Genomic DNA, 18,835 nt, shown 5'->3' with positions numbered 1-18,835 from the left:
CATTAAGCAGGCTCTACTGCTCCGCTAGTCTCTACACCTTCCAGGAGTGTACCCCTGGCTCGGCTCGGCGTTGCCGTGCAGCGTTGCCGCTGGTTAGGTTTCACCGATTTCTTCCCATTCGCATCCAACTCTTTCAAGCTGGTGCCACAATTTTTATGAGTCCGACGCTCTAACCGATTGAGCTAAGGCTCCGAGCGCAAAGATAGTAAAAATCGGATTTTTTCAAGTGAACAAATCATATTTTGTGCAAAAAAGAGACCGAAGGCGGCTCCTACTGCCGCCTAAGACTAGAGATACATCGCTTTCACTTGAGCCTTGATTTTTTCATCGGCATCGGACTTCGACAGGTAGTCGCGTATCAGGTCGGGATAATCGTAGGGCGCCCATTTGGAAATGTAGGCTGCAACCATGCGGAAGAAATCCGTCTTGACCTGCTTCTCGACGGTCTGCGCGTATTCCTCACAGACGAACCGTTCCGCCATCCAAAATTTCCCAGCGTTTCCATTCCCAGCTTCAAAGGGACATTCCTTCTCGCCCTTGTAAAAGCTGCACAGAGTTCTGTAATTCATTGTTTGCCTCGCTTTAAAAATAGCTTTTGCACTATTGCTGCAAGCTGTTCTTGAGCATGTTCACCACGCCATCTATCCAGGAACGGTTCACCTCGTAGCCCGACGCACAGCGCGTCAGATAGCCGCGTACCTTCTTCTCCACGTCCGCGATTCCGTCGAACACGTCGAAGCAGTAATCTCCATCGGCATCTAGCGGCGAGCCGCGCCCGGAAATTCTGTCCTGGATGCTGCAAGCGTAATAGACTTTCGGATAGTCGAGGGCGCATTTCAGCTCCACATAGCGCCTGTAGCCCTCTCCCTGCCTGAATGTCTGCACATTCTCCACATAGACTCCGCAATCGTTCTTACGGGCGCAAAGCCATGATTTACACCATGGCCTTGCGTTGTTCGCTTCGCTTGCGGAATCCAGGATGGAAAAGAAATCCAGCTGTCCTTCCGCCATCGTCACCCCTCCAGCAGCCGAACTTTGTCGCGTTCAGGTTGGACGGCCAAGCCTCCCCAGCTTCCATGCACTTGACCAGCGTCGTCAATAAAATCAACGACTCCGACCTTTCCCGTGTACTGGGGTTCGCCTACCATTTCGAGAATTTCAATCTTGTCTCCGATTTTCAAATTCATGTTCAGCCCTCCTAGCAATATTCGACCTGCGTCAGCATCGGGTAGCCTTTCGGAAACAGCTTGGTACAAAGGTTTTCCACATGTTCGGAAACGTAATATACATCTTCGTCGCTCAATGTGGTAGTCTCTCCGTCCTTATTTTTTACGACCAGGAGATTGCCGACAAACATAGGCGAACCGAGATTGTCGATGGCACTGATTTTCGCAGGCTCCTTGAAAAGACCTTCATCGTCGCAGATAATGTCGAAGACCTTCTTGCCGATTTTCCGTTCCTGAATGTCAATCACGGTACACTGCAATTCGCGGTAATAGTCCGCGAGCTTGTTTTCAATTTCGACCGCCTTATGGGTCTCGTTGATAACGTCGATGAGGTATGCTTTTATCTTCATTGTTTTTTTCCTTTAGGTTAGAGTCCACTTGTTTTGAATTGCATCGTAAACAACAGCGAAGCCAAGCCTCAAGGCGACTTCCTTGAGCGCGAGCAGCTTCGCAGCTGCGGTGTCGGCCTGCGCCAGCGTGTACCTTTCCATGGTTCCGTTGACGCTTTTCTCAGCCATCTTTTGAAGTTCGTCGGATTTCTGATTGAACTCGTTCATCATCCGTTCAAGCTGTTCTTTCACATTCGCCCTTTCCATCGCTATGCCTCCGCGCTTTCATCTTCGGGTTCTTCTTCAATCGCTTTTTCGATTTCTTCTTCCAGTTCCTCCATCGCCTTTTCAATGCCCTCGTCAAGCAGGTAGCAGCGAATCGTCACATCAGCCCATTCGGCGCCTTTCTCGATGGCGTTGCACTCGCAGCAGAACTCGGTCATGGCCTCGCCAAGCAAGTCCCAGTTCCCCGCGATATTCTGCTCTGCCTCATAGCTGGAGAACGTATAGGAACCCGAAGCGTTGCCAGTGACGGAATCGTCAACCCAGAACGCATCGCGGAATTTCTCTTTCAGCGTTTCCTTGGACATTCCCTTCACGTCGTGATACCCAAGGTATTCCTTGATGGCCGTCACGCAGTCGTCCTTGATGTTTTCATGGTAGTCGTAGCTCATGGTTTTACCTCTCAAAAAAAGAGAGGCTCGCCGTTTGGCGAGCCTCGATGGATTGAATCGAAAGTCGTTTTTTCCCGTCTGGAATCATCAAATTTCTAGTCAACATTATGGTCATTTTTAAATAGTTTTAGTGCTCTTTTGTTCACTACTTAATATACCTAATTTAGTTAGGTTTGTCAATGGCCGTACAAAAAAAATTTTGACGGTCTTTACCCCCTGGTTCAACCTGTTAATTTTTTGTAAATTTTTGACGTCTGGGGATGAGCAAAAAGCTCAAAACCAGGTCACAAAAAGTGGGCTTTTTAAGGCAAAAACAGGGTTTTAAATTGTGAGCTTTTTGTGAGACGTTAATCGAAAACCCAGTATCTACGCGGGACAGGGCAGAGCCGCGGACTCATAACCCGCGGGTTCCGGGTTCAAGTCCCGGAGGTCCCACGAAAGGCGGTTTCATCTAGAAACCGCCTTTCTTTTTTTAAGACCGCAAGTGGCCGTTTGCCTTTTTCTACATTTTAACCAGTCAACATACTCTACCGGGATCGCCATCCCGATGGATTAACTCTCAACAAATGAGGAACAAACAAAAAATGGCAAGAGCATTGATTATCGGTTGTGGCGCCGTTGCCACAGTTGCTATCAAGAAGTGCTGCACCTGCAGCGAAGTTTTTAGCGAAATCTGTATCGCAAGCCGCCATCGCGAAAACTGCGAAAAGCTGGCCCAGGAACTCCGCCCGAACACAAAGACGGTCATTACGACTGCAGCCGTTGACGCCGACAAGGCCGAAAATGTCTCTGCTCTGATCAAGGAATACAAGCCGGACCTGGTGATGAACATCGCGCTCCCGTACCAGGACCTCGCCATCATGGACGCCTGCCTCGAATGCGGCGTGAACTACATGGACACGGCTAATTATGAACCCGAAAACATCGACGATCCCGAGTGGCGCAAAGTCTACAACAAGCGTTGCAAGGAACAGGGTTTCAGCGCCTACTTCGACTACAGCTGGCAGTGGGCTTATAAAGAAAAGTTTGAAAAGGCAGGTCTCACGGCTCTGCTCGGTTCGGGCTTTGACCCGGGTGTTTCCCAGGCATACTGCGCCTACGCCCTCAAGCACCAGTTCGACACCATCGAAGAAATCGACATTCTCGACTGCAACGGTGGCGACCACGGTTACAAGTTCGCCACGAACTTCAACCCCGAAATCAACCTCCGCGAAGTTTCTGCCCCGGGTAGCTACTGGGACACCGACGAAAACGGCAAGGGTCACTGGGTTGAAATTCCGGCCATGAGCATCAAGCGCGAATACGTGTTTGACGAAGTGGGCAAGAAGGACATGTACCTCTTGCACCACGAAGAAATCGAATCCTTGGCCCAAAACATCCCGGGCGTCAAGCGCATCCGCTTCTTCATGACGTTCGGCCAGAGCTATCTGGACCACATGCGCTGCCTCGAAGACGTGGGCATGCTCAGCACGCAGCCCATCAAGTTCCAGGGCCAGGACATCGTTCCTATCCAGTTCCTGAAGGCTCTCCTTCCGGACCCGGCAAGCCTCGGCCCCCGCACCGTCGGTAAGACCAACATCGGTTGTATTTTCAAGGGCAAGAAGGACGGCAAGCCGAAGACCTACTACCTCTACAACGTTTGCGACCACCAGGAATGCTACAAGGAACTGGGCAGCCAGGCGATTGCCTACACCACAGGCGTTCCGGCCATGTGCGGTGCCATGATGGTGCTCACCGGCAAGTGGAACAAGCCGGGCGTGCATACCGTGGAAGAATTTGACCCAGATCCGTTCATGGAAGCCCTCACCAAGTACGGCCTCCCGTGGAAGGAAAACTTTAACCCGGTGCTGGTGGACTAGAGGTTGTGAGGTATGAGGTCGCGACCTACGGTCGCTTTGGGGTATGAGTTTTTTACTCGCGCCTTTGGCGCCTAACTTGAACCCAAAGGGAGCCCTGAAGCGAAGCATAAGGGCGACCGAGCTCACAGCTCAAAGGGCGAAGCCCGACCTCATAGCTACAATCCGAAGGATTGAACATGAAAAAATGGCGCATTGACGATTCCCGCGACTTGTATAACGTCAAGGGTTGGGGCGTGAACTTCTTCGACATCAACGAGAAGGGCCACGCAACGGTTCACCCGCTCAAGGAAGGCGGCCCGGACATCGACCTGTACGAACTTGTGCAGGAACTTTCGCTCCGCGACGTCTCCACTCCGATGCTGCTTCGCTTCCCGGATATCCTGGACAGCCGCATCGAGAAGATCAACGAGTGCTTCAACAAGTCCCGTCAGGAATATGGTTTCAACGGGAGCTACTACAGCATCTTCCCGATCAAGGTGAACCAGCAACGCGCCGTGCTCGAAGAAATCGTCAGCCACGGCAAAAAATACAACATCGGTCTCGAGGCCGGTTCCAAGCCGGAACTGCATGCGGTGCTCGCGAACATGGACAATCCTGATTCGCTGATTATCTGCAACGGTTACAAGGACGAAGACTTTATCGAACTTGCGCTTCTCGCGCAGAAGATGGGCAAGAAGATTTTCGTCGTCGTCGAAAAGATGAACGAGCTTCACCTAGTGGTGGAATTGTCGCGCCGTATCGGAGTGCGTCCGAACATCGGCATCCGCATCAAGTTGGCAAGTTCCGGTAGCGGCAAGTGGGAAGAATCCGGCGGATACCACAGCAAGTTCGGCCTGAACAGTTCTGAATTGCTGGAAGCTCTCGACTACATCAAGCAAGAGAAGATGGAAGATTGCATGAAGCTCATCCATTTCCACTTGGGTAGCCAGATTACCAACATCCGCCACATCAAGAGCGGCCTTCGCGAAGTTTCGCAGTTCTACGTGCAAATTAAAAAGATGGGCATGGGCCTTGAATTTGTGGACGTAGGCGGCGGTCTCGGTGTCGATTACGACGGCACCCGCAGTTCCAACGCAAGCTCGGTGAACTACTCCATTCAGGAATACGCCAACGACGTGGTGTACGCCATGTTCGAAGCCTGCGAAAACGGCGGTGTCGCACACCCGAACATCATCGCAGAATCTGGCCGTGCTCTTGCAGCGCACCATTCCATTCTGGTATTCAACGTGCTTGAAACTGCGGGCCAGGCGTTCTTCGACGAGAATACGCACGAGATTGACGACGACGCTCCCGATGCACTGAAGGACCTTTACGGTATCTACAAGGGTCTCACGCCCAAGAACCTGCTGGAAAGCTGGCACGACGCCATTCAGCTGAACGACGACGTGCTCAACGGTTTCAAAGTCGGCGATTACGACTTGCCCACCCGCGCCATGTGCGAACGCCTGTTCTGGAGCATCGTGCGCAAGGTGGACCTGCTCGCCAAGGACTTGCGTCATCCGCCTTACGAACTCAGCGAACTCCCACGCCTGTTAGCCCAGAAGTATTTCTGCAACTTCAGCTTGTTCCAGAGCCTGCCGGACAGCTGGGGCGTAGACCAAGTCTTCCCGCTCATGCCGATCCAGCGTCTGAACGAAGAACCGACCGTCGAAACCACCATTCAGGATGTTACTTGTGACTCCGACGGTAAAATCGACATGTTCGTCCGTGGTGGCGACGTGAGCCGCACGCTCCCGCTGCATGAACTCAAGAATGGCGAACCGTACTACATCGCGGTCTACCTCGTGGGCGCCTACCAGGAAATCCTCGGCGACCTGCACAATCTCTTTGGCGACACCAACGCAGTCCATATCGTTTGCAACGACAAGGGCGGCTACGAAATCGACAAGGTGATTGACGGTGAATCCGTGGAAGACGTGCTCGACTACGTGAACTTCAGCGACAAGGCGCTCGTGCGCACCATGGAAAACTGGGTGTCTCGCTCCGTGAAGGAAGGCAAGATTACCCTGCAAGAAGGCAAGGAATTCTTGAACATCTACCGTGGCGGCCTGTACGGGTACACATACCTGGAATAATGAGGTGTGAGCAATGAGGTATGGGGTCGCATTACTTCGTAATGCTTTGAGCTTATTATGGCACCAAAGGTGCAAATATTAGAACCCAAAGGACTGAAAGTCCGTGCTCATACCTCAAAGCGAACGAATGTGAACACCCCAAAAGCCTATTAATCATGATTCACGAGATTCTGCCCCATAAGTTGAACAACGCGTTTCGAGTGCAAAACCCGAAACCGACGGATTTTTTGATTCGTTACAATGGATCCAAGACGCTCCTCAAAAAAAATGACGAAGACTATGCCATTCCGCAAATCGGAGAAATTCTAGCCATTGAAGGCAAAACGCTCACCGATTTTGAAGGACATTACCTTTTCAGTATCGATGACACAGCCTTCTTTTTAGATGACAGCAAGGCTACGGTCGAAGCAGAAGCCCCTGTCGGCTACGAATACATGGGCAACCGCACCTTCCGCGGCATGAATCCCGTAGAACGCATGGGCGGTGCCACCGCAGCCCACATCGCCCACTGGGAATCCTTGAACAAGTTCTGCGGCCGCTGCGGAAACGTGACTATTCGCGGCGACCACGAACGTTCCATCATTTGTCCCAAGTGCGGCAACGTCGTTTACCCGAGAATTTCTCCTGTGGTCATCGTTGCAGTACGCAACGGCGATAAACTCCTGATGGCGCACAACATCGACAATCCGAATCCGCGACTCTTCTTGATTTCGGGTTTTGTGGAAATCGGCGAAAGCCTGGAACAGGCCGTACACCGCGAAGTTATGGAAGAAGCGGGCCTCCGCGTAAAAAACATTCGCTATTTCGGTTCGCAGCCGTGGCCCTTCAGCGACTCGCTCATCGCAGGCTTTACCGCAGAACTCGATGGCGACGACACCATCCACATGCAAAAGGAAGAACTTTCCGAAGCCATGTGGGTTAAACGCGAAGACATTCCTGAATACGAAACCGATGTCAGCATCAGCTGCTGTCTTATCGAGAACTTCCGCCGCGGCTTTACGATTAATCCATAATGTCTTCCCGGACTTGATCCGGGATCTCCTTTTCTACTAAAAAAAGCAATCATTTCTTACTTGTATCAGCAGGCGCCGCTTCAGGCTTCGGAGCGAGCATCACGTAAAGCGTGTCGTGCACCACAACTGTGTCGCGGACATAAACCGTATCCGGTTTGCAGGCAACAGCAGCGGCCACAGATTCTACACTTGAAGAGGATTTTAACGCAGACGAAGACGAAACCGCAGCCTTCACAGAAGAACTTGACTTTGCAACAGCCGAAGACTTGCCTTTGTTCTTCTCTTCTGCCTCGATCTTTTTCATCAAGGCCTCACGTTCTTCACGCAGCTGGACAAGTTCCTTCTTGTAGCGGTCCTTCGTCATCGGACGACGTTCACGAGCATACTTACCCTCGACACGGTTGATTTTACGGTCCAACTCGCGAACTTGATCGTACAGAGGCCCCTCCCCTTCAACTTCAGAAGTCGGGGAAAAGAACTCCACAAACTTTTTCCACACGGATTTTTCTTCGGCATACCCCGCCGAAACCAAAAGCGTTAAGCATACGACAAGCCCAATACGGCCCGACATCAAAGATTTCGTAAACATGCCTCAATGATAGAAAAATCAGACAAAACGACACCCGCAAACCGCCCCACCCCTTTACAAACAGCCCATTTTTTCTAAATTAACAGCACTCGCGGGAGTAGCTCAGTTGGTAGAGCGCGACCTTCCCAAGGTCGATGTCGAGGGTTCGAAACCCTTTTCCCGCTCTAAAGCAGAAAACCACCCTATCGGGTGGTTTTTTGCTTTACAAGAGAATAAAATGGGTTGAGAACCCTCGAAGAGGGTTCGACATAATTTGGCCCATGCACAAAGTGCGAAGGGACAAATTATGAGCTTAATGCGAGTGAAACGAGCATTGAGCCCGTAGGGTTAACTCACAACCTTGCGTAAGCAAGGAATATTGTGAGTTAACAAACCCTTTTCCCGCTCTAAAATGGAAAAGACACCTTCACGGTGTCTTTTTCATTTTACAAGTGAATAAGTTGGGTTGAGAACCCTCGAAGAGGGTTCGACTAAATTCTTTTGCGGGCGCAAGCCCATGAAAAGAATTTAGGACTTACTGCGCAAGCAGTAAGCCCGAAGGGCGGCAAGCCAGCCGCGAAGCGGGGACTGGTGAAGCCGTCAAACCCTTTTCTTTAGTTATTGTGAGTTAACAAACCCTTTACAGAAAAAAGTGTAGCTTACAAGTAATAATCCGGCCTAATTCCTAAGGCCTTTTCATCCGCCTCAAGTTCATCTGCCGGCACATTCCGGCCCACCACCAGGGCGCAGTCAAACCCAGCCACACGGGCCCCAAGCACATCCGTGCCCAAAGTATCGCCTACCATCAGCACGCGAGAACCTTCAGGCAGACTCCGCTTGACCTTCTCCCAAATTGCCGGGAACGGCTTGCCTAAATAATAAGTCTCGCAACCCGCCGGATTCGCCTCGCAAACAGAATCGCGACGCAAGCGCTCACTCAAAGCGCCCGATACCGGCTCGCGAACCGTCATGCCATCGTCCCCCGGAATCTTCGGCGCCCAAGCGTCCGAATTCAACACCAAAAGCATCGAGCCCGGGCGCCTTAAAATCTTTACCGCCTGCTCGTACGTTTCAGGCGTATCCTTCGCCGACGAAATCGCCACAATCGGCTCGATAGGTTCGACCGCCGGAGCCACTGCTTTAATTCCGCAGTCTTCAAGCACGTGCTTGCCCGTTTCGCGGCCGATGTAATACACCTCACGAACGCCATGACGCACACCGCGACAAGATTCTACAGTACGGCCACGCAATTCCGCCACCAAATCCTTCAGCAAGCTTCCCGAAGAAATCGTCTCGGCCTCGCTAAAAGCGAAGCCTCGCTTGCCCGCATCGGCCGCAAGCACCGAATCCACATCGGAGGCCGCATTCGTAATCAGACGCATTTCCTTGCCCGCGGCGCGCAGCATTGTATACCAATCCAGCGCCCCGTCGTAAACAAAGCTCCCGCGGTTATAAAGCGTGCCGTAACCGTCAAAGCAGAACGCATCGTAACGGTCCAGCAAATCTTCCATGTGCGTGTAACGCGGCGCAGGCGACTCGCCCCCTGCGAGCACACTCGTTTCCACACCCTGCGATTCAATAATCTGCTTATACCGCAGATAAATTTCAGTCTCTAAAACTTCCATTAGGGTTAGCAGCGGCTATTCAAAATCCCGTAGTCGCGGCCTTCCACCGGAATCACGAGCTGCAGTTTCGAAAGCACGTCGATATGCTTGTCGAATTCGGCCTTAAAATCTTCGCCGAGTTCTTCTTCGTCATCGTGATTCAAGTTGTAGGCAACGTAGCTGCCGTCCGGGAAAATCGAGATGCAACAATCCCACGTGATGTCGCCTTCCTGTTCTTCCTCGTCATCATCGCGATCCTTGCTTTCAAGCATCAGCATCGGACGCGGGGCAGGAATCGCTTCGGCATGGCCGTTTTCAAAAATAAAGTAGTTGCGGCTCACGAGCTCATGTTCAAGCGCCATCGTCGAAGGCGTGCGTTCAAACTCGTTGCGCAGCCTGCGGATATTGCCCAAGTCGTCTTCGTACGGGTCCTGGAAATCCTGCGGCAGCACCACCTGGTAGTAGTCGAATTCCTTTCCGCTCTTGGCGTAAGTTTCCTGCCATTCCTGCGGCGGTTCCGGACGAAGCGTCAAGAAATCCTCGAATGCATCCAGAATTTCCGAAAGGCGAGAATCCCACGGTTCGTTTTTCTGGTTCTGCACCAAGTCCATGAAATTCTTCAGACGTTCTTCGCCCGAGATTTCCTTCAATTCTTCATTTTCTTCAATCATATACTTCCTACTGTCTACTTCCTACCGTCTACCGCGCCTTTGGCGCATCACCATTCCTCGACGCTTTTCACCGTGAGGCTCATCGCGATATCCTTTTCGTAGTACGCAGGCTCGCTAATGAAAATCGGATACACTGGGCTTTCGCCATGGTACAAAATATCTTCACCGTCAAATGTACGGAACAACTTGTCGCCATCCTTGAGTTCGCGATAATCGCGCCCCATCAATTCCGGATGAATCATCGCCTGGATCGCTCCACCACCCTGCGGCTTGGGGTAACCCAAATCCTTGAACTGCGTATAGACTTCCACCTTAATCGGCGCCCTTTTCTGCAATTCACCGCGGTTCCATTCCTCGGCAAGTTCCAAATAGCGCTTCACTAGGCGTTCCGATTCCTCGAAAATCGCGGCATCCAGCGTTCCATGCTGCTGCGGGCCAATCTCAATGCAAACATCCGCTTTCGCAACCGTTCCAAAATACGGTGAAGCACTGCGTTCTTCGGGCTGGTAATAAATCCACGCATCCTTGAATTCCTGCGTCAGCACCGCCGAAGCGCGCATCGTAAACGGGTCACGAGCAGAAAGAATCAGGCAATAGCCCATGTTTGAGCCCGTGTTGTGCACATCCAGAAGCAGGTCCGTCTTGGTATCAGCCCCCTTCGGGCCATACAAAGCATTCAGTTCCTTAGCGCGGCGGAATTCATACAGTTTCGAATCCACCGTCGTATCCAAACACACCTGCGAAAAAGCGCGATTCAAGTCATGATCGCGATAGCGGCGATTCAGGCGCACCGCTTCGGGGTTAGCAAGCACCAAATCCACCTTGGCGCTACAGAGCGAATTATAACACTCCGGGTGCTCCATCCATTTCTGAACAAGGCGAACCCCCGTCCGTTCGTTACCGTGGGTACCACCTGCAACGACTATGGTATTTATCAAACTCATACCCATAATATAGAAAATCCCCGCTTGTGCAGGGATTATTCTACGGATTAAACACCTCCATGGTTAAATCAGTTTTCGCCATTATGCATTTCAGTCTGTTCGCGATCAATCGTGTAAGTCAAGTATTCTCTAAAGTCACGGTCAATCGTAACCCCTTCGAAATCCTCGACATTATCAATATGAACATCGAATACCGACTGATTGTCAATCCATGCCTGGATATCGAAGTTTTCGATCGTGATTGTATTATCACGCGGGCCTTGCGCCACATATTCGAGTTTTGATTTCGCGACCCACCCCTGACCGCAACTTCCCTTCACAAGAACCTCCGTATCGGAATCCTTGAGAATCGTCAGTTCGTCATTGAAGTGAGCGGTGCAGACAACCGCGCCACCACCTTTTTGAGCTGTGACATCGATGTCTCCCAACTTCGACTTAACCTTCCTGGCTGCGAAAGAGGTCGAAACCAGAACGGCTAGCATTACAAACAACATTATTTTTACGCTTTTCATGATGGACCTCCGTGTTATCGGGGCAACCAACCGCCCCACCTCCAAGATACAAACCACCCCATTCGCCAAACCAGCGAATGTAAACATTTTTATAGTCCAAGTTGGAATAACGATTTTTATAAAAAGGGGAAAGCCTTCCCCTCGCTTCAGCCCCACCATTAGCGGGTCTTCCGCTACCCCTACGCCAAAGGGGTTCTACCCCCTAACACCCCCTCTTAATAAATGTCTTCCCGGCCTAGAGCCGGGATCTCCTTTCTACTAAAGCAAAACGCATATTTCTATTAACATTTTGAAAGATTTTAAATTATATTCTTTCTAAAAAGAGGGATGTTATGAGATTGACGAAATATATTGTAGCATTGGGTTGTGCGGCACTTTTTGGAGCCTGTTCAGCAACTGTTTCATCTGACGACGAAGATGAAATTTCATCTGTATCCAGTAGCTCAGGCAAAAAATCAAGTTCAAGCAAAACTTCCGATAAGAAGTCTAGTGCCGTGGAAAAAGATAAAAGCAGTTCTTCTGGAGAACTTGATGAAGATTGCGTTGGCGAACCAGGCATTCCATGGGATGGAACCACCGCCAAGGATTTTGCCTGTGGTGCAGGAACTAAGCTCAGCCCTTATGTCATCTTGACTGCCGAACAACTCGCAAAACTTTCTTTTATCGTCGGCTCCAACGATAAAGATTATCAAGGCAAATATTATAAACTAGGCGCAGATATAATCTTGAACGATGGTAAGATTATCGACGAAAAGGGCGCACTCGTCGCTGACTCCACCAAGCTCCACAAGTGGACTCCTATTGGGAATTCAAGCGTCGCCTTTACGGGGACCTTCGATGGCGACGGCCACACCATCAGCGGAATGTTCATCAACACGACAAGCTCGCACAACGGACTGTTCGGAAACAATCAAGGCTCAATATCGCACCTTATATTGGAAAATTCTTGGGTAAGCGGTGGAAAATTTTCTGCAGGAATTGCAGGAATCAATGGAGGTAGTATTACTCAAGCAACCAATTACAGTTCAATAATTGGAAACGAAGATTGCACTGGAGGTATCGCAGGACAATCAAATGGTCCATACCCCAAAAAATCAATGATTTCATCAAGCACAAACCATGGTATAATCAAAGGGAAAAATTATACCGGAGGCATAGCAGGGCAAGCCTATCAGGCATCGATAGAAAATGCTGAAAACTACGGATTAGTAGAAGGAGGTTCTAATGTAGGCGGAATTGCCGGAAGAGGAGCATACACTTATGTAAGCAGCTACTTTATGGATTGTAAAAACGCCCTGAACCACGCAAACATAATCGGTGAAAATAATGTTGGTGGAATAATTGGCGGCGCGGGTTACGTCAGCCCCACTATTTCTAGCGGCGGCATTCTTGCTACAGTAACCAATGTCAAAAACGAGGGGCAAGTTTTAGGGAAAAAATACATCGGAGGGATTATCGGTTCTGCAAATAGGGTCTCTATAAATAATGCAGGGAATACTGCTTCTATAGAAGGATCAGATTATATTTCAGGTATTATTGGCAATCTATTAGGATCAAATTCTAGTTATCTCTATAACACCGGCAGTGTATCTGGCTCAACATATGTGGGTGGTCTTATCGGATACAACCAAGAAGGCGTCACCAGTTCCGCCTATTCTACCGGCAAAGTTGACGGAGATTCTCTAGTCGGTTTGATGATTGGCTACAACTACAACACCACCATGGCAGACTACTACTATCTGGAACAAGGAGACCAAGAACCCTTCGGCCTTAACAACGGCGGCGGAGTCGCCACCCCCAAATCAGCAGACGAAATGAAATCCTCAGACTTTGCAGAACTCCTCGGCGAAGATTTCGTTTATGACAGCGGTTTGAACGACGGTTACCCCATTTTAAATTGGGAACAAGAAGAATAGTCAACAATGTTTTCCCCGACCTGGTCAGGCGGACAGCACTTAGCCCTTTAGCGCTTAGTGCGCATGGCCACCAAGGTGGGGATTTCCTTTTCAACCAAAATACAAATTTGAACATGAAACATTCTATCATCATATTACTCTTTATTGTTTGCGCAACGTTCGGCTACGATTTGCAATATCACCCTTTTTTATTGCAAGTCAAGGACAAACATGGTGTAACCTTAGCCAAGACCCTTGACAAAGTGTATGGCGATAAAATTTCTGTAAAAAACAAACGGTGCTATTATTTTGAATTAACCCGCGATGCCGATATAGAATACGAAATTGATAAATGCCGAATTGATTATACTCAAAAGAATATCTATTCCCAAGCCGATCGGCTAAATGGTATAGAAATCAAAGGAACTCTTTGGATTGAAGGCAACTCCTTCCGTACACGTAAAGTCGGCCGCGAATGGAGTGAATGGAAATCTACTGAGCTTTTTCCTGCTTTACAATGGTATAGCAGAACAGGTTTTGAATTTCGAAAACAAAATGGCGAATTTGAATTCACACCCACTCGAGGTGTACAGAACATTCGTGGTTCATATAATTACGTAAGTAAAAACCGTGCCAAAGCAATACAAAACGGCGATGCACCCGGCATCGTCATCAAAGAAAGTGGTTCCGGCAAAATTGTAATTCAGGAAAGCAGATAGGTTTTGGGAACACTATTCGGCATAGCAATTGTAATCGCTTTTATATTTGCAGCGATTGACGGAGCAACCAAACCCCGTCGCAGAAGACGTCGTCATTCAAGAAGTAACGACGATGGTGATGGTTGTCTCGGATGCTTAGCAGTCTTTGCAATTTTCATTTGTATTTGGATCGGCCTACTTATTCTCAATTTTATCAAAGACCACAGCACCGCTTTTGCTATTGGCGGCATCATTCTTGTATTAATTATCATTGTCGCAGTAATTGTTTTCAAAACAACCCAAACTGAAGAATTTCCAGAAGACATTGAACCAACATACCCTAAAATTTTTGAAGCAAAAAAATTCACTCCCAAAGAACAAGTTTTCTCAAACCGCACATCGAAACAAGATCCCATTCCATTTACTAAGGAACAATTAAGCGTTCATCCTGCAACTTATGAAGATGTTGTCGGAACAATCCCTACCGCAGCAGAAATGGTTGGTAAGTTGGGAGAGGATGCCGTAAGTAGAGCCGTATGGGCTGCATGTCAATTTGACAAGCGACATTATAAAATTTTAAGAAATGTCTATGTTCCAACAATTGACGGATATTCAGAAATTGATGTTCTGCTTTTGCATGAAACAGGCATCTATGTTTTTGAAAGCAAGAATTTATCAGGATCTGTCTACGGCGATGAAAAACACCCTCAATGGCAACGCTACAAGACTAATGGAAAAAAAGGCCCTATACCTAATCCTATCTTACAAAACAAACGGCATATAGACTGTTTATGTGTCTTTTTAAATCAAAATAAATACCAGTTCCGTGCATTCAGTATGATTATTTTTGGAAACAAATCAAAATTAAAATATATCCCAGAAAACAAATCTCTTACGAGCATTCACGAAATTTGCAACTTAGAAATAGAATTGGTCAAGAAAATGCAAGCCGAACAAATTTTTTATAGTGCAGAAACCATTGATGATTGGTGCAGAATGTTACTGCCGTACACTCAATTATCCGAAGAAGAAAAAAAGGCTCATATAGAACGAATCACTAAAAAATTCGGAAAAATCAATTAATTCGCTAATTTCAGTAGGCGAAATCACCAAAGAAAGTAATATGCAAATTTTGCATATTACTCTCTCCAAGTATAAGCCAACGATCAATCTAAAATTAGAGCGTATTGACATTGTCAATATAAAAGACTCCCTAAAGCCTGCAATATAATTGCTGGTTAAAAAAAAGCGTACTTCAACACAAACCAACTGTCAAGGAATACTTGACTGTTCAAACAGAAGAAAAACGAACTCGCATGCGCCATTGAGGAAATTTATTATATTAAACACCATGACAAAAGATGAAGACGAAATCGAAGAAGTAGAAGTTCACGAAATTCACCGGAAAGAAGTTCCTGTGGAAGATAATTCTTCGAACATGAAAAAGGCTTTGGCGGTGTTGCTGATGCTTGCCGCCCTGGCTTATGACGCCTCTCCGATAGACTTCATTCCAGACATTCCCATCATAGGTTGGATTGACGACGCGGGTCTTACACTTGCCGCAGGCATCAACCTGATTCAACAATTTGTCGGAAACCAGAACGCAAGCCTGGTAAAGCTCCTGAAATACGCCAAGTGGACCTTCGTCTCGATGGTCGCCATAGCCGTTTTGCTGCTAGGCGGTCTAATCGCCCTGATCGTCAATTTGATTGCCAAGTAAATCAAAAAAATCCTTTACAGTCCAACAGAAATGTTATTTTTAGGCCGATGGATTACCGCCATTAAATGAAAACAGAGATAATCATGCACCAACGATTATTAGCTCCATTCAGTTTATTATTCTTGATCCTTGCTGCATGCTCCATTCCGCTTACAAGTGGCGAAAGCGATGCCCCCGACATCATCACCTTGGAAGACTTGCAAGGATGTTACTACGCAGAGAATTACCATGAAGATTCGGTTTATCACTACTATGCAGACAGCATTCAAGTTTCTTACCCTACAGATTCGGCAGTCTTTTCCGATACAATCGAAAGCCACATTCAATGTGAAAGAATCTGTTTTGAACAAAATATACAAAAAAGCCATTTTAAGTTTTACAGATACCGTTGGAATACAAAATATCCTGAAATAAAGACCCTGTACCATCATTCAGAAGAAATTGGAAGTGGCTCCGTGACTATCGTAGAACCATTAGCTCAAGGCTACGATATCGTGCAACCAGGTTCTTTCGACTACAATGTGGCGTACCAAAGCTGGGATTCAACTTACAGATTTGAAGGCTCCCAATCTTGGCTTTCAGCCATGCAAGACCGATACGGATATAAAACTTATTCCGAACGAAATGGAATCAAGTATCTGGATGAATATTCTTCCAAAGGATGGACTCTATGCGAAGAGTAATCCTGAGCCTTTTGATTCTGTGTGGGCTCTCTCACGCAATCTTTATTGACGCCACCATTCAAGACAGCCGTATTGTAGATGACAATCACATATATAAACCCGAAGGTATCGTTGGCACGGCTTTCGAAATAGGCTTTTTCAACGAAACCGAAAACATAATTGACTACACACTGGCGTTCGGAATACGTCGATTCGGATACTCCTATGATGGAGGCAACGAGACCGTTGCCACGTGGGCAATAGAATTTAAGCCCTTGATATGGTCAATTACACTATGGAACGTCTCCTTCGAGGCCAATTTGGGAATAATGAAAACCATCGCTGGGCACCACTACCGGGAAGATGGCGACGGTAATAATCTGGATTACGGTTTCAGGCTCGGCTATCAAATCAATTCACAATTTATGGCAAGTATCAGCTATACCGAGCAGCGCCCTGTAGAAGCAACTCTTAGATTGTTCACTCTTGGTGGTTGGGGTGTAAATTTCCAATACAACCTTCCATGGTAAATCCGCACAAACCATTATTATGAATATGATTATTATAGATATAATAATCACTTATCACCCCCTAAAACAAGCTTTTGCTCATCATTCGCCTTACGCATTTGCCGTCTATTTTCTATCTTTCCCCCCGTATTTTATTGTACAGTAAAAACCAGGGATTTATCCCATAGGAAGACACAAATGAAAAAGATCAAGTTCCAGGACACCTCGTTCCGCGATGGTTTCCAATCTATTTTCGGTGCCCGTGTGTTCGCCAAGGACTTTATGCCCGCGGTCGAAGCAGCCGTGAAGGCTGGCATCACCCACTTTGAAGCTGGTGGCGGCGCCCGTTTCCAGGCCCTGTACCAGAACTGCGGCGAAGACGCATTCGACATGATGGACGAATTCCGCCGCGTAGTCGGCCCGAACATCCGCCTGCAGACCCTTGCCCGCGGTATCAACGTGGTGGCCCTCGCTCCGCAGCCGCGCGACATGATCAAGCTCCATGCCGACATGTTCAAGAAGCACGGCATGACCCGTATTCGTAACTTCGACGCATTGAACGACGTCAACAACCTGATCTACTCCGGCAAGTGCATTACCGACGCCGGTCTGGAACACGAAGTCGTCGTGACCATGATGGAACTTCCTCCGGGATGCGACCTCAACGCCGCCCACAACCCGGAATTCTACGAACGCATCCTCCGCAACATCTTGGACGCAGGCGTTCCGTTCGCTTCCGTTTGCTTCAAGGACGCTTCCGGTACGACGAACCCGACCAAGGTTTATGAAACCTTCAAGCGCGCCCGCAAGCTCCTCGGCGACAAGGTCGAACTCCGCATCCACAGCCATGACACCTGCGGTACCGGTGTGGCCCAGTACAAGGCCGCTATCGAAGGTGGCGCCGATGGCGTCGACCTCGGCCGCAAGCCCCTTTCCGGCGGTACGGCTCAGCCCGACCTGTTCTCCATGTTCCACGCCCTCAAGGGTACGGAATACAAGCTCGCCCTCGGTGAAGACAGCATCGTCGACGATCACATTCCAGAACTCATGGAAGCCAACAACGTCGCTGTTGAATGCCTCAAGGACTACAACTTCCCGCCTGAAGCACGTCAGATCACGACCGACGTGATCTTCAGCCCCATGCCGGGTGGCGCTCTTACCGCCAACACCCTCATGATGCGTGAAACCAAGACCTTCCACCTGTTCCCGAAGGTGATCGAGAACATGAGTGAATGCGTCCGCCGCGGTGGCTTTGCTTCTTCCGTGACGCCGGTTTCCCAGTTCTACTTCCAGCAGGCTTACATGAACACCTTGAACCAGGCCGCAGGCCGCGGTACTTGGTTCAAGATGACCGAAGGCTACGGCAAGATGCTCCTCGGCTACCAGGGCAAGACTCCTTGCGAACCGGATCCGGAACTCGTGAAGATCGCTGCCGACCAGTTCAACATGAAGCCCTTCAAGGAAGCCTATCCGGGCGTCCAGTGCGCAGAAGAAATTCTCGAACCGGGCATCCCGAAGGCCAAGGCCCTCCTGGAAGAAAATGGTCTGCCGGTCACCGACGAGACCATCTTCATCACGGGCTGCCTCCAGACGAAGGCTGGCAACAAGGGTATTGAATTCCTCAAGGGCAACCGCCACATTGGCGTTCCCAAGAAGGACCCGAATGCTGCTCCGGCAGTGGACACCAAGAACATGAAGGCCGGCGCCGCAAGCACCTACCGCATCGCTCTTGGCAACCAGAGCTGGGACGTGCAGGTTCAGACCCTCAAGTAATTTGTTCGAAACAAATTAAGAAGGGCCTCCGGCAAACCGCCGGGGCTCTTTTTTTATTTCATGTCAACGGACGCGGTTTATTGTCATCCCGGGCGCAGATTTC

Annotated in this window: 21 protein-coding genes and 2 tRNA genes; 12 read left to right on the top strand and 11 right to left on the bottom strand. The window is 49.0% G+C overall.

Going from position 1 to position 18,835, the window contains the following annotated elements; genetic code table 11:
* Positions 1 to 287 precede the first annotated feature (287 nt).
* Genes B7988_RS02855 through B7988_RS02830 form a run of 6 tightly spaced genes read right to left on the bottom strand, consistent with a single transcriptional unit; the run spans position 288 to position 2,229 of the window.
* Entirely contained in the window at positions 288 to 569 is a 282-nt protein-coding gene (locus B7988_RS02855; protein WP_073053489.1) for a hypothetical protein, read from the bottom strand.
* A gap of 31 nt (positions 570 to 600) precedes the next feature.
* On the bottom strand, positions 601 to 1,011 hold the full coding sequence (locus tag B7988_RS02850; RefSeq protein ID WP_073053491.1) for a hypothetical protein: 411 nt from the start codon (positions 1,009 to 1,011) through the stop codon (positions 601 to 603).
* A gap of 2 nt (positions 1,012 to 1,013) precedes the next feature.
* The gene (locus tag B7988_RS02845) at positions 1,014 to 1,187 is read right to left on the bottom strand and encodes a DUF4314 domain-containing protein (protein ID WP_083532161.1); all 174 of its coding nucleotides are present in this window, start codon (positions 1,185 to 1,187) and stop codon (positions 1,014 to 1,016) included.
* Positions 1,188 to 1,198: 11 nt separating this feature from the next.
* Positions 1,199 to 1,576, bottom strand: coding sequence for a hypothetical protein (locus B7988_RS02840; RefSeq protein ID WP_073053492.1), 378 nt, complete (start codon positions 1,574 to 1,576; stop codon positions 1,199 to 1,201).
* Positions 1,577 to 1,588: 12 nt separating this feature from the next.
* Entirely contained in the window at positions 1,589 to 1,822 is a 234-nt protein-coding gene (locus tag B7988_RS02835; RefSeq protein WP_073053494.1) for a hypothetical protein, read from the bottom strand.
* Positions 1,823 to 1,824: 2 nt separating this feature from the next.
* Entirely contained in the window at positions 1,825 to 2,229 is a 405-nt protein-coding gene (locus B7988_RS02830) for a hypothetical protein (protein ID WP_088627472.1), read from the bottom strand.
* A 372-nt stretch (positions 2,230 to 2,601) separates the two neighbouring features.
* Here B7988_RS02830 and B7988_RS15000 point away from each other — a divergent pair.
* From B7988_RS15000 to nudC, 4 genes are all read left to right on the top strand, one after another.
* A tRNA-Met gene (locus B7988_RS15000) sits at positions 2,602 to 2,664 on the top strand.
* A gap of 149 nt (positions 2,665 to 2,813) precedes the next feature.
* Complete coding sequence (locus tag B7988_RS02825; RefSeq protein ID WP_088656749.1) at positions 2,814 to 4,088, top strand: saccharopine dehydrogenase family protein; 1,275 nt, start codon at positions 2,814 to 2,816, stop codon at positions 4,086 to 4,088.
* Positions 4,089 to 4,264: 176 nt separating this feature from the next.
* On the top strand, positions 4,265 to 6,163 hold the full coding sequence (gene speA, locus B7988_RS02820) for a biosynthetic arginine decarboxylase (RefSeq protein ID WP_073321092.1): 1,899 nt from the start codon (positions 4,265 to 4,267) through the stop codon (positions 6,161 to 6,163).
* A 155-nt stretch (positions 6,164 to 6,318) separates the two neighbouring features.
* Complete coding sequence (nudC, locus tag B7988_RS02815; RefSeq protein ID WP_088656748.1) at positions 6,319 to 7,176, top strand: NAD(+) diphosphatase; 858 nt, start codon at positions 6,319 to 6,321, stop codon at positions 7,174 to 7,176.
* A gap of 49 nt (positions 7,177 to 7,225) precedes the next feature.
* On the opposite strand, the gene B7988_RS02810 is transcribed toward nudC, so the two are convergent.
* Complete coding sequence (locus B7988_RS02810; protein ID WP_141225535.1) at positions 7,226 to 7,765, bottom strand: hypothetical protein; 540 nt, start codon at positions 7,763 to 7,765, stop codon at positions 7,226 to 7,228.
* 91 nt (positions 7,766 to 7,856) lie between these two features.
* Here B7988_RS02810 and B7988_RS02805 point away from each other — a divergent pair.
* Positions 7,857 to 7,929: transfer RNA gene (locus B7988_RS02805), tRNA-Gly, on the top strand.
* Between the two features lie 474 nt (positions 7,930 to 8,403).
* Here the strand turns inward: B7988_RS02805 and B7988_RS02800 are convergent.
* From B7988_RS02800 to B7988_RS02785, 4 genes are all read right to left on the bottom strand, one after another.
* Positions 8,404 to 9,369 (bottom strand): HAD family hydrolase, encoded by a 966-nt coding sequence (locus B7988_RS02800; protein WP_088656746.1) that lies wholly within the window; start codon positions 9,367 to 9,369, stop codon positions 8,404 to 8,406.
* Between the two features lie 5 nt (positions 9,370 to 9,374).
* Complete coding sequence (locus tag B7988_RS02795) at positions 9,375 to 10,019, bottom strand: hypothetical protein (RefSeq protein ID WP_073321082.1); 645 nt, start codon at positions 10,017 to 10,019, stop codon at positions 9,375 to 9,377.
* 47 nt (positions 10,020 to 10,066) lie between these two features.
* Complete coding sequence (locus B7988_RS02790; protein ID WP_249268814.1) at positions 10,067 to 10,963, bottom strand: aspartoacylase; 897 nt, start codon at positions 10,961 to 10,963, stop codon at positions 10,067 to 10,069.
* 68 nt (positions 10,964 to 11,031) lie between these two features.
* The gene (locus tag B7988_RS02785) at positions 11,032 to 11,445 is read right to left on the bottom strand and encodes a hypothetical protein (RefSeq protein ID WP_249268813.1); all 414 of its coding nucleotides are present in this window, start codon (positions 11,443 to 11,445) and stop codon (positions 11,032 to 11,034) included.
* Between the two features lie 362 nt (positions 11,446 to 11,807).
* On the opposite strand from B7988_RS02785, the gene B7988_RS02775 reads away from it, so the two are divergent.
* The 7 genes from B7988_RS02775 (at position 11,808) to B7988_RS02745 (ending at position 18,732) form a co-directional block, all read left to right on the top strand.
* Positions 11,808 to 13,391 carry a hypothetical protein gene (locus B7988_RS02775; RefSeq protein ID WP_141225534.1) on the top strand — a complete coding sequence of 528 codons (1,584 nt, stop codon included), beginning with the start codon at positions 11,808 to 11,810 and terminating at the stop codon, positions 13,389 to 13,391.
* Positions 13,392 to 13,504: 113 nt separating this feature from the next.
* Positions 13,505 to 14,089 carry a hypothetical protein gene (locus B7988_RS02770; protein WP_088656743.1) on the top strand — a complete coding sequence of 195 codons (585 nt, stop codon included), beginning with the start codon at positions 13,505 to 13,507 and terminating at the stop codon, positions 14,087 to 14,089.
* 3 nt (positions 14,090 to 14,092) lie between these two features.
* Positions 14,093 to 15,151, top strand: coding sequence for a nuclease-related domain-containing protein (locus B7988_RS02765; protein WP_088656742.1), 1,059 nt, complete (start codon positions 14,093 to 14,095; stop codon positions 15,149 to 15,151).
* Positions 15,152 to 15,419: 268 nt separating this feature from the next.
* Positions 15,420 to 15,788 (top strand): DUF1232 domain-containing protein, encoded by a 369-nt coding sequence (locus B7988_RS02760; RefSeq protein WP_088656741.1) that lies wholly within the window; start codon positions 15,420 to 15,422, stop codon positions 15,786 to 15,788.
* A gap of 65 nt (positions 15,789 to 15,853) precedes the next feature.
* Positions 15,854 to 16,471, top strand: a complete 618-nt coding sequence (locus tag B7988_RS02755; RefSeq protein WP_088656740.1) for a hypothetical protein — start codon at positions 15,854 to 15,856, stop codon at positions 16,469 to 16,471.
* Positions 16,459 to 16,980 carry a hypothetical protein gene (locus B7988_RS02750; RefSeq protein ID WP_088656739.1) on the top strand — a complete coding sequence of 174 codons (522 nt, stop codon included), beginning with the start codon at positions 16,459 to 16,461 and terminating at the stop codon, positions 16,978 to 16,980. The genes B7988_RS02755 and B7988_RS02750 overlap by 13 nt, the downstream gene beginning before the upstream one ends.
* 177 nt (positions 16,981 to 17,157) lie before the next feature.
* Entirely contained in the window at positions 17,158 to 18,732 is a 1,575-nt protein-coding gene (locus tag B7988_RS02745; RefSeq protein ID WP_072976800.1) for a biotin attachment protein, read from the top strand.
* Positions 18,733 to 18,835: the final 103 nt, after the last annotated feature.

The organism is Fibrobacter sp. UWB1 (genome assembly GCF_002210325.1).
Lineage (GTDB): Bacteria > Fibrobacterota > Fibrobacteria > Fibrobacterales > Fibrobacteraceae > Fibrobacter.
This window is presented reverse-complemented; position numbering and strand designations above follow the sequence as displayed.

What these genes read in the sequence shown, in the direction of transcription:
- speA (WP_073321092.1), top strand. Translation starts at nt 4,265, where the DNA reads ATGAAAAAATGGCGCATTGACGATTCCCGCGACTTGTATAACGTCAAG.
- B7988_RS02750 (WP_088656739.1), top strand. Translation starts at nt 16,459, where the DNA reads ATGCGAAGAGTAATCCTGAGCCTTTTGATTCTGTGTGGGCTCTCTCAC.
- B7988_RS02845 (WP_083532161.1), bottom strand. Translation starts at nt 1,187, where the DNA reads ATGAATTTGAAAATCGGAGACAAGATTGAAATTCTCGAAATGGTAGGC.
- B7988_RS02840 (WP_073053492.1), bottom strand. Translation starts at nt 1,576, where the DNA reads ATGAAGATAAAAGCATACCTCATCGACGTTATCAACGAGACCCATAAG.
- B7988_RS02785 (WP_249268813.1), bottom strand. Translation starts at nt 11,445, where the DNA reads ATGCTAGCCGTTCTGGTTTCGACCTCTTTCGCAGCCAGGAAGGTTAAG.
- B7988_RS02835 (WP_073053494.1), bottom strand. Translation starts at nt 1,822, where the DNA reads ATGGAAAGGGCGAATGTGAAAGAACAGCTTGAACGGATGATGAACGAG.
- B7988_RS02825 (WP_088656749.1), top strand. Translation starts at nt 2,814, where the DNA reads ATGGCAAGAGCATTGATTATCGGTTGTGGCGCCGTTGCCACAGTTGCT.
- B7988_RS02755 (WP_088656740.1), top strand. Translation starts at nt 15,854, where the DNA reads ATGAAAACAGAGATAATCATGCACCAACGATTATTAGCTCCATTCAGT.
- B7988_RS02810 (WP_141225535.1), bottom strand. Translation starts at nt 7,765, where the DNA reads ATGTTTACGAAATCTTTGATGTCGGGCCGTATTGGGCTTGTCGTATGC.
- B7988_RS02800 (WP_088656746.1), bottom strand. Translation starts at nt 9,369, where the DNA reads ATGGAAGTTTTAGAGACTGAAATTTATCTGCGGTATAAGCAGATTATT.
- B7988_RS02830 (WP_088627472.1), bottom strand. Translation starts at nt 2,229, where the DNA reads ATGAGCTACGACTACCATGAAAACATCAAGGACGACTGCGTGACGGCC.
- B7988_RS02850 (WP_073053491.1), bottom strand. Translation starts at nt 1,011, where the DNA reads ATGGCGGAAGGACAGCTGGATTTCTTTTCCATCCTGGATTCCGCAAGC.
- B7988_RS02760 (WP_088656741.1), top strand. Translation starts at nt 15,420, where the DNA reads ATGACAAAAGATGAAGACGAAATCGAAGAAGTAGAAGTTCACGAAATT.
- B7988_RS02855 (WP_073053489.1), bottom strand. Translation starts at nt 569, where the DNA reads ATGAATTACAGAACTCTGTGCAGCTTTTACAAGGGCGAGAAGGAATGT.
- B7988_RS02795 (WP_073321082.1), bottom strand. Translation starts at nt 10,019, where the DNA reads ATGATTGAAGAAAATGAAGAATTGAAGGAAATCTCGGGCGAAGAACGT.
- B7988_RS02790 (WP_249268814.1), bottom strand. Translation starts at nt 10,963, where the DNA reads ATGAGTTTGATAAATACCATAGTCGTTGCAGGTGGTACCCACGGTAAC.
- nudC (WP_088656748.1), top strand. Translation starts at nt 6,319, where the DNA reads ATGATTCACGAGATTCTGCCCCATAAGTTGAACAACGCGTTTCGAGTG.
- B7988_RS02775 (WP_141225534.1), top strand. Translation starts at nt 11,808, where the DNA reads ATGAGATTGACGAAATATATTGTAGCATTGGGTTGTGCGGCACTTTTT.
- B7988_RS02745 (WP_072976800.1), top strand. Translation starts at nt 17,158, where the DNA reads ATGAAAAAGATCAAGTTCCAGGACACCTCGTTCCGCGATGGTTTCCAA.
- B7988_RS02770 (WP_088656743.1), top strand. Translation starts at nt 13,505, where the DNA reads ATGAAACATTCTATCATCATATTACTCTTTATTGTTTGCGCAACGTTC.